Annotated in this window: 12 protein-coding genes; 3 read left to right on the forward strand and 9 right to left on the reverse strand. The window is 55.0% G+C overall.

Annotation, left to right across the window (positions count from 1 at the left end; all coding sequences use genetic code 11):
- Window positions 1-114: 114 nt before the first annotated feature.
- The 9 genes from recC to rppH all read right to left on the reverse strand — a co-directional run bounded on the left by recC (window position 115) and on the right by rppH (window position 10,067).
- Window positions 115-3,489, reverse strand: coding sequence for an exodeoxyribonuclease V subunit gamma (gene recC / locus NI40_RS17885; RefSeq protein WP_039263329.1), 3,375 nt, complete (start codon window positions 3,487-3,489; stop codon window positions 115-117).
- A 12-nt stretch (window positions 3,490-3,501) separates the two neighbouring features.
- Window positions 3,502-3,825: a prepilin-type N-terminal cleavage/methylation domain-containing protein gene (locus NI40_RS17890; protein WP_023309042.1), complete on the reverse strand. Its 324-nt coding sequence runs from the start codon at window positions 3,823-3,825 to the stop codon at window positions 3,502-3,504.
- Window positions 3,810-4,211, reverse strand: coding sequence for a DUF2509 family protein (locus NI40_RS17895; protein WP_039263328.1), 402 nt, complete (start codon window positions 4,209-4,211; stop codon window positions 3,810-3,812). Before NI40_RS17895 ends, NI40_RS17890 begins: the two co-directional genes overlap by 16 nt.
- Window positions 4,208-4,768, reverse strand: coding sequence for a prepilin peptidase-dependent protein (locus NI40_RS17900; RefSeq protein WP_039263327.1), 561 nt, complete (start codon window positions 4,766-4,768; stop codon window positions 4,208-4,210). Before NI40_RS17900 ends, NI40_RS17895 begins: the two co-directional genes overlap by 4 nt.
- Window positions 4,759-5,223, reverse strand: a complete 465-nt coding sequence (locus tag NI40_RS17905; RefSeq protein ID WP_039263474.1) for a prepilin peptidase-dependent protein — start codon at window positions 5,221-5,223, stop codon at window positions 4,759-4,761. Before NI40_RS17905 ends, NI40_RS17900 begins: the two co-directional genes overlap by 10 nt.
- Before the next feature lie 184 nt (window positions 5,224-5,407).
- Window positions 5,408-6,202, reverse strand: coding sequence for a thymidylate synthase (gene thyA, locus NI40_RS17910; protein ID WP_039263326.1), 795 nt, complete (start codon window positions 6,200-6,202; stop codon window positions 5,408-5,410).
- Between the two features lie 6 nt (window positions 6,203-6,208).
- A complete protein-coding gene (gene lgt, locus NI40_RS17915) occupies window positions 6,209-7,084 on the reverse strand; it encodes a prolipoprotein diacylglyceryl transferase (RefSeq protein ID WP_023309046.1) in 876 nt (291 codons plus the stop codon).
- A 193-nt stretch (window positions 7,085-7,277) separates the two neighbouring features.
- On the reverse strand, window positions 7,278-9,524 hold the full coding sequence (gene ptsP, locus NI40_RS17920) for a phosphoenolpyruvate--protein phosphotransferase (protein WP_023309047.1): 2,247 nt from the start codon (window positions 9,522-9,524) through the stop codon (window positions 7,278-7,280).
- A gap of 12 nt (window positions 9,525-9,536) precedes the next feature.
- On the reverse strand, window positions 9,537-10,067 hold the full coding sequence (gene rppH, locus NI40_RS17925; RefSeq protein WP_013098553.1) for an RNA pyrophosphohydrolase: 531 nt from the start codon (window positions 10,065-10,067) through the stop codon (window positions 9,537-9,539).
- A 683-nt stretch (window positions 10,068-10,750) separates the two neighbouring features.
- Between rppH and mutH the strand changes: the two genes are divergently transcribed.
- The 3 genes from mutH (at window position 10,751) to NI40_RS17940 (ending at window position 12,962) form a co-directional block, all read left to right on the forward strand.
- Window positions 10,751-11,443, forward strand: a complete 693-nt coding sequence (mutH, locus tag NI40_RS17930) for a DNA mismatch repair endonuclease MutH (protein ID WP_039263325.1) — start codon at window positions 10,751-10,753, stop codon at window positions 11,441-11,443.
- Window positions 11,444-11,571: 128 nt separating this feature from the next.
- A complete protein-coding gene (locus NI40_RS17935; RefSeq protein WP_008499668.1) occupies window positions 11,572-11,790 on the forward strand; it encodes a YgdI/YgdR family lipoprotein in 219 nt (72 codons plus the stop codon).
- A gap of 131 nt (window positions 11,791-11,921) precedes the next feature.
- Entirely contained in the window at window positions 11,922-12,962 is a 1,041-nt protein-coding gene (locus NI40_RS17940; protein WP_023309049.1) for an NADP(H)-dependent aldo-keto reductase, read from the forward strand.
- Window positions 12,963-12,989 lie beyond the last annotated feature (27 nt).

The following is a 12,989-nucleotide window of genomic DNA, read 5'->3' on the forward strand; positions in this document are numbered from 1 at the left end:
TCATTAATACATTGCGTGCTGGACACGCCAACATCTCTTTATTGGGTACATCAGTCCGTGATAAGAAGTGCATCATAATTGAACACCCCACACTGCGCAATTTTTATACAGCGCTCAGGACTGATTAAATTTAAACAACGGCAGCAGGTAGCGCTGCGCCTCTTCCGTGATGGCCTCAAAGTACTCTGGCTCAAGCGTTCGCCATAAGCGCTGATACCAGACATCTTCACCTTCGCCCCGTACCATCATGTTACCTTCGTAGGCCTGCATAAATTTACTGCGCGCTTTCTGCAGTGACGCCTCATCCGTTAACATCGCATCATTCTGTGCGTCATAACAGGCTTTTATCCAGGCCCCGCCACTTTCCGGCAACAGCAGGAGCGGTTTGTTCATTCCCTGACGGTAGCCCTCAATGTACAAAGACAGATACCGTAACGCCTGCTCAGACTCCATCGGCGGGAAGCGCCATTCGCCCTCTTTGCGCACGAAAATCCGACTTTCACCTTTATGACCATCCGCACTGTAGACAAGATGTTCCAGCCAGAGTTGCAAACCCTGTGAAACGCTCAGCATAGAAGGCCGCCAGCGCAGCAGCCCGTCCGGCTGAACCTGGGTTAACCAGCCCGTGAGCTGTACACCATTGCAGTTGAGATCGATTTCAATACTTTTCCCTGGCTGTCGGCACGCTCTTACGCGCTCTGCCAGGGCGGTCATCTCCTGACACTGCGCCTCCCACACAATTTCTCCGAACGCCCCATAGGGCAGCTGTCCTGCAGCACGGTAGCGGCGGTAAAGTTTGTCCGCATCTTCCTCTTCAACCAGCGCATTCAACAGCTGCAGGTTTAACTGGTAGCGCTCCAGCCCTTCCAGCGTAAAAGGCTCTGCATCAGGAATTTCACTCTCTTCAGAACGGAAGTTGACCTGCAATCGCTGCTGGAAGAAGGCGCGCACCGGATGCGCCCAAAACCGCTGAAGCTGTTCGAAGGTCAGGGTGTCGACAGGGCGCGGGTCAAGCTCCTGAATGAAATCGGTATGCGCACTCCCCTCCTTTTTCGCCGCCGGCAGCCACTCCTGCGCATAGCTCTGGCGCTCGCTGGGCGTGTAGTTCACCGGGTCAAACGGCATGCGGCTGTGGAAACAGGTGATATGGGCTTTCACCCTCTTCTCGCTTTCATCGCAGTTGCGATCTTCATCCCCCGGCAGATAGTGACTCTGGCCGATATAGTCCACCAGCTCCTGCACCAGTACGGAGGGAAAACGCTCGCTGTTGTCCTGAATGGAACGGCCGATATAGCTGATATAGAGCTTACTCTGGGCGGAAATGAGCGCCTCAAGGAAGAGGTAGCGGTCATCATCGCGGCGGCTACGGTCACCCCGCTTGGGATCTGCGCTCATCAAATCGAACCCCAGCGGCGCCAGCGCGCGCGGATAAACGCCGTCGTTCATGCCAAGCAGACAGACCACTTTAAACGGGATAGAACGCATTGGCATCAGGGTGCAGATATTGATGGGGCCTGCCAGGAAACGCTGGCTGATTCGCTCCTGGTCAAGCCGCTGCGTTAGCTCATCCCTCAACAGCGACAGTGGGATTGCATCCTGATAATGGGAATTCACGCCTTCATCGACGATCGCCTGCCACTGCGTTTCAATCAGTGCCATTGCCGCTTCGGTGTCACTGTCTGGCAGGAAGAAATCATTAAGCAATGCCCTGCAAACCGGGAGCCACGCTTCAAGCGGACGCGGCTGCATCAGCTCGTGTCGCCAGCGGTTAAGCTGCATCAGGAGTGATGCTAAATGCCCCACCAGTTCAGCAATTAACCCGCTGGACTCATCGTAAGGCAGCACCTCATTCCACTCGCCCTGGCTGCTCTCCATGGCGTAGCCCAGCAGCATACGCGTCAGGCCAAAACGCCACGTGTGCTGCCCGGTTGGAGGAAGTTCGAACTCCTGAACGTTATCGTCATCGATCCCCCAACGAACGCCAGATTCGTTCACCCACTGGCGAAGGTAGCGCAGCCCCTCTTCATTGATGTTGAAGCGTGCAGCCAGCACGGGAACATCCAGTAACGCCAGGACATCTTCGGAGATAAAGCGGCTATCCGGCAGTGAAAGCAGAGTGATAAAGGCCTGCAGTGCCGGATGCGACTGACGGGCACGACGGTCAGAGATAGCGTAAGGCAGATATCGCTCGCCCGTCGCACTGCCAAAAACGGCCTGGATGAAGGGACTGTAGCTGTCGATATCCGCCACCATCACCACAATATCGCGTGGCGTCAGTTCGGGATCGTCCTGCAGCATCGCCAGCAGCTGGTCGTGAAGCACTTCGACCTCACGCTGAGGGCTATGGCAAACATGGATCGTGATGCTGCGATCGTCAGCATCCAGCTTGCGCTTGCTGTCGCTGCGTTCGAATTCTTTCGCCGTCACGCCCATCACGGCACGGTTTTCCAGATCGAGGATATCCAGCTGAATATGATGCAGCAGGCTATCCGGGGCAATATCGACAAAGGCATCCACGTCACCTTCGCCTGATGAGGTGATGTCTGAAAGCATGTGAATGTAGTCACGCCCCAGCTTCCCCCACGAGGCAAGCAGTGGATTGGGCAGGTTCTGGATACCGTCTTCATCAAAAAGCTGCCCGGCAGTCGAGCCGTCTTTAAACAGCGGGACGGAACGTTCTTCAAAAAGGCGCTTTCGTTGGCGAGTCACCAGCCGCGCAAGCCAACGTTCGTCGAGGATATCCCCCCAATACTGTCGGCAAGGGTTGGTGAACAAAATATGAATATCAATATGTTTACCCAGCGCGTTCAACGCCTTCAGATAAACAGGCGGTAATGCGGATATCCCGCAGATAAAAACGCGTGACGGCAGTCGGGCCGGGCGCTCCGACGCATTCTCGAGTATGGAGATAAACCGATCGTACAGGTTGGCACGGTGCCACTTAGGCTGCCCAAGTTTCTCCGTATGCTCTACCAGCGCTTTCCACAGCGGTGCCTGCCATATTTGCGCCTCCGGTAGCCCTTCAACCAACTCGCCCGCTTCCCAACGAATTAACCAGTCAGAACGGTAAACAAGGTATTGATCGTAGAGATCGGCGGTGCGCGACGCCAGTTGGAACAGCTTGCGCTTATCGGTATCGTCATTGAGGTAGTGGCGCAGCATGGCGAATTCATCGTGCTGCAGCATTTCCGGCAGCAGCGCCATGAGCTTCCAGCTCATGCCTTGCTTGTTGAAGGCGCTCTGCTCCGGGATGTCCGGCAACACGCGCACAAACATCTCCCAGATAAAGCTCGCGGGCAGCGGGAAATCAATATTTGCGGCTATGCCAAATTTACGGGAAAGCGACATTTGCAGCCACTGTGCCATACCGGTGCTCTGCACCAGCACCATTTCAGGCTCAAAAGGATCGTCAAGCCGCTCGCGCTCAACGATAAATTCCATCAGCGCTTCCAGCACATCCAGACGATTTGAGTGGTAGACCCTTAACATAGACGCTCCCGACTACTGGCTAACCGGGCAATGCAGGCGCGTTATCTCACCGCGCCGCCCCAGAGGAGAAATAAGTGTGACCGTGATGCTGACACATCCTGCGTGCGTTGTCTGCCCCCGACTGGCCTGCCAGCCTGCCGGGAGAACATTTGTTGAGAGCTGAGACTGATTCCAGGCATGGTGCCAGAGCTGTCGATACTGGTTAAACAGGGTAAACCGAGCCGCCAACGCCCGATGATAACCGGACAAAGCCGTCACGACGATCACCAGCAGCATCATCGCCAGCAGTACCTCAACCATGCTAAACCCTTTTTCTCTGTTCACGGCAGCTGGCATAACGCGCTCTCCTTAAGGGGACAAAAATCACTCCAGCCGTGAGGCGAAAAGCGAACGTTCCCGTCGACAATCTCTCCTGAGCGCCAGAGCAGCAGGTCGCTGTCTCCGGCAATCAGCAGCACACGCGCCCCACTCAGCTGGCGCAAACACGCTCGCCACGCAGGAGTCTTCTTGCACTGAACCTGTGGCTCTGACGACCAGCTCTGAACTCGTCCCCACTCAAGCGCGGACTGCACCGTCGCCTGCTGCTGAAGCGAACGGCTCTCACCGCCGACGAGCGCGCTAAACGTTGTGAGCTGCTGATTGAGACCGGTGAGGATCAGGGTACCGAGCACCAGTAAAAGCAGAACCATCGCCAGCGAAGACATGCCGCGTTGACGATTCACAGGTTGTACCCCGTGACCGTATACAACGCCTGCCAGGGCTCCCCCTTCTCGCCTTTACGAATCGCCGCCAGTTCGATATTCACCTCTGGCGCAAAACCGGCATGTTCCACTGTCCTCACCACAAAATGCGCGATAGTAAGCCTGTCCGGGTCCGTGAGCTTTTCCCATCCTTTTCCTTCACATGAAGTCGCTCCACGCTGGGTTTCCAGCGCGCCAGACTCCAGACGAAAACCGGTGCTGTCATTTTCTGATGCGCTGTTATCCCAGCTGCCGTTACTGTTGGCATCCCACCGCACAATGACGCAACTTCCTTGCCTGGCTGTCACCAGCGCCTGTCCCAGACAGTTTCCCGCGCAGTACCCCGCACGCTGGAGCTGTTTGCCCAGGGCGAACAGGTGGTGCCAGACCTCTTCCTCCAGTTGTCTCTGGCCGGATTGCGCTAAGACCGCCCGCTGCAAGCCGGGTAAAAAACGCGATGCGCTTATCAGCAGGAGGCTGCTAATCGCCGTGGCAATCAGAACTTCGGTCAGTGAGAAACCTCGCTGCTTCATCGACATGAACCTCCCGCAGAGACCTTACACATCCTGATGCGTCCTCCATTTGAGACAATAATCAGCCATTCTCCTGCGCGGCTTTGAACGCGTATCCGCCCAGCCCAAGCCGTATCCTTTAATCCATAGAACGCGAGCGACGGCGTTACCTCGCCGATCGCGACCTCAGGCCAGAGTGGTATCAGCACAAAGGGATTGCCCTTCTCACAGCCTTGCGCGGCAGAGCTCAGCAGACAATCCATGTCTCCCACCCGCTGATGGGTAATGTGATGGTCGCGGTTGTAGCGGTTGGCATGATTGCGCAGAAACAGCAGGTAATCTCGTACCTGACTGGCGGTTTGCCACAGCCGCTGCTGCCGCTGCCAGCTGTCCCAGCCGTACAGACCCGAGGCGCTGAGGATAACGACAAGCGAAATCGCGACCAGCGTTTCGATAAGCGTAAAACCGTTCTCTTTTTTCATATCGGGAGTGTGGCGAAGCGCGGTGAACATGACGAGCGACGGATCCTCGTTTTACGAGGCGTTATCCGGAGAATCAGGAGTGTTGCAGCGCGTTGCACGCTTTCTGGATAGCGCTTAGGGAAACGGGATAAAGCCGAAAAAAAACCGGCGCTAAACAGCACCGGTTGTGTCACGCTTTATCGCATCAGATAGCGACGGGCGCTTTGATGCCCGGATGCGGGTCATAACCCTCAATCTCGAAATCATCAAAGCGATAGTCGAAGATTGATGCCGGTTTGCGTTTGATAATCAGCTTCGGCAGCGCACGCGGTTCGCGGGTCAGCTGGAGATGCGTCTGTTCCATATGGTTGCTGTAAAGATGGGTGTCACCACCGGTCCAGACAAAATCGCCCACTTCCAGATCGCACTGCTGCGCCATCATGTGGACCAACAGCGCATAGCTGGCAATGTTAAACGGCAGGCCGAGGAACACGTCACAGGAGCGCTGATAGAGCTGGCAGGAGAGCTTGCCGTCAGCGACATAGAACTGGAAGAACGCGTGGCAAGGTGCCAGCGCCATTTTATCCAGTTCGCCGACGTTCCAGGCGGAAACGATGATTCGGCGCGAGTCCGGATCGTTTTTCAGCTGGTTCATCACGGTGGTGATCTGGTCAATATGGCGGCCATCAGGCGTTGGCCAGGCGCGCCACTGATTGCCGTAAACCGGGCCCAGGTTGCCATTTTCATCTGCCCATTCGTCCCAGATTGAGACGTTATTTTCGTGCAGATACGCAACGTTGGTATCGCCTTGCAGGAACCAGAGCAGTTCATGAATGATCGAGCGCAGATGGCAGCGCTTTGTCGTCACCAGTGGGAAGCCTTCTTGCAGGTTGAAGCGCATCTGGTGGCCAAAAATGGAGAGCGTACCGGTGCCGGTGCGGTCGTTTTTCGGCGTGCCCTCGTCGAGCACTTTTTTCATCAATTCAAGATACTGTTTCATGGTTCCTCAGGAAATTTGTTGCTGTGGACGACGACGATACGCCCAAATCATCATAATGGCACCCGCGACAATCATCGGAATGGAGAGGATCTGCCCCATGCTGATGTACTGTACCCATTCGCCGGTAAACTGTGCGTCTGGCTGACGGAAGAACTCGACGATAATACGGAATGCGCCGTAGCCAATCAGGAACAGGCCGGAGACAGCGCCCATCGGACGCGGTTTGCGGATAAACAGGTTGAGGATGATAAACAGCACCACGCCTTCCAGCGCCAGCTCATAAAGCTGAGACATATGGCGCGGCAGAACGCCGTAGGTATCGAAAATGGACTGCCACTCCGGGTGTGATGGCAGCAACGCGATATCTTCTGCGCGAGAGCCCGGGAAGAGCATCGTGTACGGCACGCTCGGGTCGACGCGGCCCCACAGCTCACCGTTGATAAAGTTACCCAGACGGCCAGCGCCCAGCCCAAACGGGATCAGCGGTGCGATAAAATCTGAAACCTGGAAGAAGTTGCGTTTGGTGCGTTTGGCAAAAATCACCATCACCAGGATCACCCCAATCAGGCCGCCGTGGAAGGACATGCCGCCGTCCCACACGCGGAACAGATAGAGCGGATCGTTCAGGAATACCGGGAAGTTATAGAACAGCACATACCCAATACGGCCACCGAGGAACACGCCGAGGAAGCCCGCATAGAGCAGGTTTTCAACTTCGTTTTTCGTCCAGCCGCTGCCCGGACGACTGGCGCGACGGCCAGCGAGCCACATGGCAAAAATGAAGCCCACCAGGTACATCAGACCGTACCAGTGAAGCGAAACAGGTCCTACTGAGAAAATGACCGGATCAAATTCCGGAAAATGCAGATAACCACTGTTCATCTGTCACCACAAGATGTTGTTATTCCGCTGAAAGTGGACAGCGGTAGAAATGCGATTCTGCCGTAAGCAGAGGCTCCAAAGTTGCGAATCATAGCACAAGGCGGGCGCGGAGGATGCGCCAGAGATGTAAAAGATGTGTATAGGGTTTTATGCGCGCCGGAGCCCTCTCCCGGAGGGAGAGGCAGAAAGATGATTAGCGGCCGCCGCGGATCAGGCCGCCCATACCGCGCCGTTCCATAAACGCCGCGACCTGATGACGAACCTCAGCGGCCAGCTGCGCGTCAAGGCTGCGTTCAGCCAGCTCGCGGGCATCGTTGATGTCGATATGCCGCAGCAGGTACTTCACGCGGGCGACAGCGCGACCGTTCATCGACAGATGGCGGTATCCCAGACCAATCAGGATCGCAACGCACATTGAATCCCCGGCCATTTCACCGCACAGGCGTAAATCAATGCCGTACTGTTCCGCTTCACGGGCAATCATCGCTAACGCGCGAATGATCGCCGGATGCAGGCTGTCGTAGATACTGGCGACGCGGGTATTGTTACGGTCAACGGCCAGAATATATTGCGTCAGGTCGTTCGTGCCGACAGAGATAAAATCAACACGGTTTGCCAGCTGCGGCAGCATAAAGACCATAGACGGCACTTCAAGCATCACCCCGATCCGCGGTTTCGGGATCGCATAGCCGATCATCTCTTCCACTTCACGGCCTGCACGCTCGATCAGCCGCCGGGACTCGTCGATCTCATCAATGCTGGTGACCATCGGGAGTAAGATGCTGAGATTGCCCGTCGCCGCGTTGGCGCGCAGCATCGCACGCACCTGGATCAGGAAGATCTCCGGCTGATCGAGCGTAATGCGGATCCCACGCCAGCCCAGGCACGGGTTTTCTTCGCTGATCGGCATATAGGGCAGCTGTTTATCCGCGCCGACATCCAGGGTTCGCAGGGTGACAGGTTTGTCGTTAAACATCTGCAGCATCCCCTGATACTGCGCCACCTGCTCCTCTTCGGAGGGGAAACCGCTCTGTAGCATGAACGGGATTTCAGTACGGTACAGGCCAATACCGTCGATGCGGCTGCCAAGCTTTTCTTCATGCTCAGGGCTTAAACCGGCATTGAGCATGACTTTGATCCGCTCACCGCTCTTAAGCTGTGCGGGCAGGTTAACGTCATCTTCCGCCAGCTTGCTTAATTCATTCTCTTCGCTGATAAGACGCTGGTATTCCTGGAGCAGAACCGGCTCAGGATCGACCAGCAGCTCACCACGATAGCCGTCCACTACCAGCGTACGGCGATGCAGTACCGACGGCTGGATATCCGCGCCCATAACGGTTGGAATACCCAGCGCACGCACCATAATGGCGGCATGCGAGTTGGCGGCGCCATCACGCACCACCACACCGGCCAGCCTGTCCTGAGGCAGTTCAGCCAGCGTCGTTGCCGAGAGCTCATCGGCGACCAGAACAAACCGTTTTGGCCAGGCATTCGGCCCCTGAATGGTGTCATCGAGATGAAACAGCAGACGCTGTCCCAGGGCACGGAGATCGCCAGCCCGCTCTTTCAGGTAACCGTCGGTCAGTGCCGCAAATTGGTCGGCAAATTTTTCGATGACCTTCTTAACCGCCCACTCTGCGACCGAGCCTTTATCCACTTCCGCAAAAAGCTCACGACGCAGACGCGCGTCGGAGAGCAGGTGCGAATAGAGGTCGAAGATGGCCGCCGTCTCTTTCTGTGCGCCTGCGGCAAAGCGCTTGCTGTAACGACGAAATTCATTCGCCGCCTCTTCCAGCGCGGCGGTAAGACGCTCTCGCTCAAGCGCTTCATCAAGCGTAGAGGCTTCGTAAACCTGCTCCATCAGCGGCAGCGTGGCGTCCATCCAGCCTTCCGCAATCGCTACGCCTGGCGATGCCGGAAGGGCACGAATGCGCGTATGGCGATACTGACCAAAGAGCGCGGCAAGCTGGGACTGGGAGAGGATCGCCGCCATCTGCGTGGCCAGCGTGACGAGGAAAGACTCTTCGCTTTCATCGTACTGACGTAGCTCGCGCTGCTGGACAACCAGCACGCCGAGCAGCTGGCGACGCTGGATAATCGGCACGCCAAGGAAAGCGCGGAAGCGCTCTTCTTTTACGGAAGGGATGTATTTAAAGCTGGGGTGTTTTTGCGCGTCAGCAAGGTTGATGGGTTCAGCCAGCCGCCCAACCAGGCCCACGATACCTTCATCAAATGCAAGCGTGACGGTGCGTCCACGTGGTTTTTTCAAACCACGGGTCGCCATCAGGTAATAGCAGCGCCGATCGTGGTCGGCCAGATACACCGAACAGACCTCGGTCTCCATCGCAAGACAGATGTCAGTGACCAGAATATTCAGCGCCTCGTTCAGACGCGGAGCACTGGCCACCTTCTCGACTATTTCTCGCAAGCGGGTGAGCATGATTTGCGTAGCTTAACCTCTTTTACGTCGCCAGGCAGGTGCGCTCTGCGGCTTAGGCGGGATCTCCTGAAGCTGCATTACCACACTTGCAAACTCTTTCATCACCCTACGGTAAACATCGCGTTTAAATGACACGACCTGACGAACAGGATACCAATAGCTCACCCAGCGCCAGCCATCGAACTCCGGCGTACTGCTGGTTTGCATATTGATGTCTGAATCGTTGCCCACCAACTGCAACAGAAACCACTTCTGTTTCTGGCCGATACAAACCGGCTTTGTGTCCCAACGCACCAAACGTTTCGGTAACTTGTAACGCAACCAGTTGCGGGTCGAAGCCAGGATGCGAACATCTTTTCGGCTTAAACCGACCTCTTCAAAAAGCTCCCGGTACATCGCTTGTTCTGGGGACTCTCCCGGATTGATCCCGCCTTGAGGGAACTGCCAGGAGTGCTGACCATATCGCCGGGCCCACATTACCTGGCCCTGACGATTACAAATTACTATTCCTACGTTCGGGCGGTAGCCATCGTCATCAATCACCGGACTACCCCAAACTAAACCTTATATATGAATGATTGTTTCACACTACAGGGAGGCGGTAAACCACTCTCTTACAGGGCTGCAACCTAATAACATTTGAATAACTCACAAATAAGTGCTGAGTTATAAACAGATGAGCGGTGGTGAAGGGAATTTTATTCACCTTTTCTGTGGATATAGTTGTGAAGAAGTGTCTGATTACCGATGAACAACCTCAAACGATGCAGTCTCCCCTTTTTCACCTTAATTAGATAATGCAATTATTTTCAAATAGTTAAATGTATTTCCATGAGCACAAAACAGAATATCGTGACGATCGTCACATCAGGGATCGTCATGCTGATGAAAGATCGAACAGCGTCGCTTTTATCCACAGATTGTGCCAATAAGTTAGTCACAATTTGTTTGAAAATTCGATTTTCATCGCACGTCAAGGCTGTAAATTGAAACAGTAGTCAGGGTTATGCCCAGTTATCCCATTTTTCTGTGGATAACATGGTGTAAGATCCTGTTCATTGTCAGTGACCAGATTTGAACAACCGGTTTTCTGAGTCTGGCAAAACGATTTAAAACCAATAAAAAAACCTATAAATCATAGACATGGAATATTGGTACAGAAATAGTTAAACTCTATCCACAGGGGACAATTTCTTAGTTTATTTTTTAATCAAAAGGTTACCTTCATGCATCCGCTTACACCCTTGCTCTCACCGCCATCCAGCGAAGGTCAGTTGCTACAGCAGGCACGGCGTCTTGCAGGCTTTTCTCTTGGCGAGCTGGCGGCAATGGCAGGGCTTCAGATCCCGAAGGATCTGAAACGGGATAAAGGCTGGATCGGCATGCTGCTTGAGCTGTGGCTGGGCGCCAGCGCAGGGAGCAAACCCGAGCAGGATTTTGCAGCGCTTGGCGTGGAGTTAAAAACCATCCCTATAGACAGCCAGGGCAAGCCCCTTGAGACCACCTTCGTCTGCGTTGCGCCATTAACCGGCAACACCGGCGTAACGTGGGAAACCAGCCACGTTCGCCACAAGCTGAAGCGCGTGTTGTGGGTACCGGTCGAAGGTGAACGTCAGATCCCCCTGGCTGAGCGTCGCGTTGGCGCGCCGCTGCTCTGGAGCCCGAACGACGATGAGGAGCAACAGCTGCGTCTGGACTGGGAGGAGCTGATGGACATGATTGTGCTTGGGCAGGTAGAGCGCATCACCGCCCGACACGGAGAAGTTTTACAGTTGCGCCCGAAAGCGGCCAACAGCAAAGCACTTACCGAGGCAATCGGCGCGAAGGGTGAGCCGATACTGACGTTGCCGCGCGGTTTTTATCTCAAAAAGAATTTCACCGGCGCGCTCCTTGCCCGTCTTTTCCTGTTAAAAACATAGTTTTTTACTTATTTTGCGAGCTCTCAAACATAATCGACTGCTTTTTAAGATTTTACCGCTTCCTCAAGTCGCCATATCGGGTTAATACTAGATTATGATTTGATACGCGCCAGATGAGGACGATAACGATGAAAAAATGGGCAGTGTTAGTTTCAGCAGTCGGTTTAGCGTTTGCCGTATCGGGCTGTAGCAGCGATTACGTCATGGCGACAAAAGATGGTCGAATGATCCTGACCGACGGCAAACCCGAAGTCGACGATGATACCGGTCTGGTCAGCTACCGCGACCAGGAAGGCAATAAAATGCAGATCAATCGCGACGAAGTATCACAAATTATCGAGCGATAAACAGATAAAGGTCAGTAGCTTGCTGGCCTTTTTGATTTTTTTCTTCCCCTTTTGCTTCCCCTCTGCCATGTTTATATTCCTTTGTCGGGCACGCCCTGACGCGGTCTATAAGTCTACTGAGGAAGCCGGCTATGCATTATCACCGTATCCCCCACAGCGCTCTGGAAATAAGCCAACTGGGGTTGGGCACGATGACATTTGGTGAACAAAACAGCGAAGCCGATGCCCATGCACAACTCGATTACGCCGTCAGCCAGGGGATTAACCTGATTGATGTCGCAGAGATGTACCCTGTTCCGCCACGTCCGGAAACGCAGGGACTTACCGAAACCTACGTCGGTAACTGGCTGGCAAAACGCGGCAACCGTGAAAAGCTGGTGATTGCATCAAAAGTCAGTGGCCCCGCGCGCAACAACGATACCGGGATCCGCCCGAATCAGATCCTCGATCGCAAAAATATCCGCGCCGCACTGGACGCCAGCCTGAAGCGCCTGCAAACCGACTATCTCGACCTGTATCAGGTGCACTGGCCGCAGCGTCCAACCAACTGCTTTGGTAAGCTCGGCTACAGCTGGAATGAGAGCGCCCCCGCCGTAACGCTGCTGGAAACGCTGGAAGCGCTGACCGAGTGCCAGCGCGCGGGAAAAATCCGCTACATTGGCGTCTCTAACGAAACGGCCTTTGGCGTAATGCGCTATCTGCACCTTGCAGATAAACACGATCTGCCGCGTATCGTCACCATCCAGAACCCGTACAGCCTGCTTAACCGTAGCTATGAGGTGGGTCTGGCCGAAGTGACGCAATATGAAGAAGTAGAACTGCTCGCCTATTCCTGTCTCGGCTTTGGCACGCTGACGGGGAAATACCTGAACGGCGCGAAACCGGCCGGGGCGCGAAATACCCTCTTTAGCCGCTTTACCCGCTACAGCGGCGAGCAGACGCAGAAGGCCGTTGCCGCCTATGTGGATATCGCAAAGCGTCACGGTCTTGACCCTGCCCAGATGGCGCTGGCCTTCGTGCGCCGTCAGCCGTTTGTTGCCAGCACCCTGCTGGGCGCGACCACGATGGAACAGCTGAAAACCAATATTGAGAGTTTCCACCTGAACCTGAGTGAAGAGGTGTTAGCGGAGATTGAAGCGGTGCATCAGGTTTATACGTATCCTGCGCCGTAATAAAAGCAAAACGGCAACGCACGTTGC

Source organism: Enterobacter sp. E20 (assembly GCF_000801755.2).
Taxonomy (GTDB): Bacteria; Pseudomonadota; Gammaproteobacteria; order Enterobacterales; family Enterobacteriaceae; genus Enterobacter; species Enterobacter asburiae_B.

Bases quoted from the DNA above. Each gene is read 5' to 3' on its own strand.
- thyA (WP_039263326.1), bottom strand. From the start codon at position 6,202: ATGAAACAGTATCTTGAATTGATGAAAAAAGTGCTCGACGAGGGCACG.
- NI40_RS17900 (WP_039263327.1), bottom strand. From the start codon at position 4,768: ATGTCGATGAAGCAGCGAGGTTTCTCACTGACCGAAGTTCTGATTGCC.
- NI40_RS17940 (WP_023309049.1), top strand. From the start codon at position 11,922: ATGCATTATCACCGTATCCCCCACAGCGCTCTGGAAATAAGCCAACTG.
- ptsP (WP_023309047.1), bottom strand. From the start codon at position 9,524: ATGCTCACCCGCTTGCGAGAAATAGTCGAGAAGGTGGCCAGTGCTCCG.
- lgt (WP_023309046.1), bottom strand. From the start codon at position 7,084: ATGAACAGTGGTTATCTGCATTTTCCGGAATTTGATCCGGTCATTTTC.
- recC (WP_039263329.1), bottom strand. From the start codon at position 3,489: ATGTTAAGGGTCTACCACTCAAATCGTCTGGATGTGCTGGAAGCGCTG.
- mutH (WP_039263325.1), top strand. From the start codon at position 10,751: ATGCATCCGCTTACACCCTTGCTCTCACCGCCATCCAGCGAAGGTCAG.
- NI40_RS17935 (WP_008499668.1), top strand. From the start codon at position 11,572: ATGAAAAAATGGGCAGTGTTAGTTTCAGCAGTCGGTTTAGCGTTTGCC.
- NI40_RS17890 (WP_023309042.1), bottom strand. From the start codon at position 3,825: ATGCCAGCTGCCGTGAACAGAGAAAAAGGGTTTAGCATGGTTGAGGTA.
- NI40_RS17905 (WP_039263474.1), bottom strand. From the start codon at position 5,223: ATGAAAAAAGAGAACGGTTTTACGCTTATCGAAACGCTGGTCGCGATT.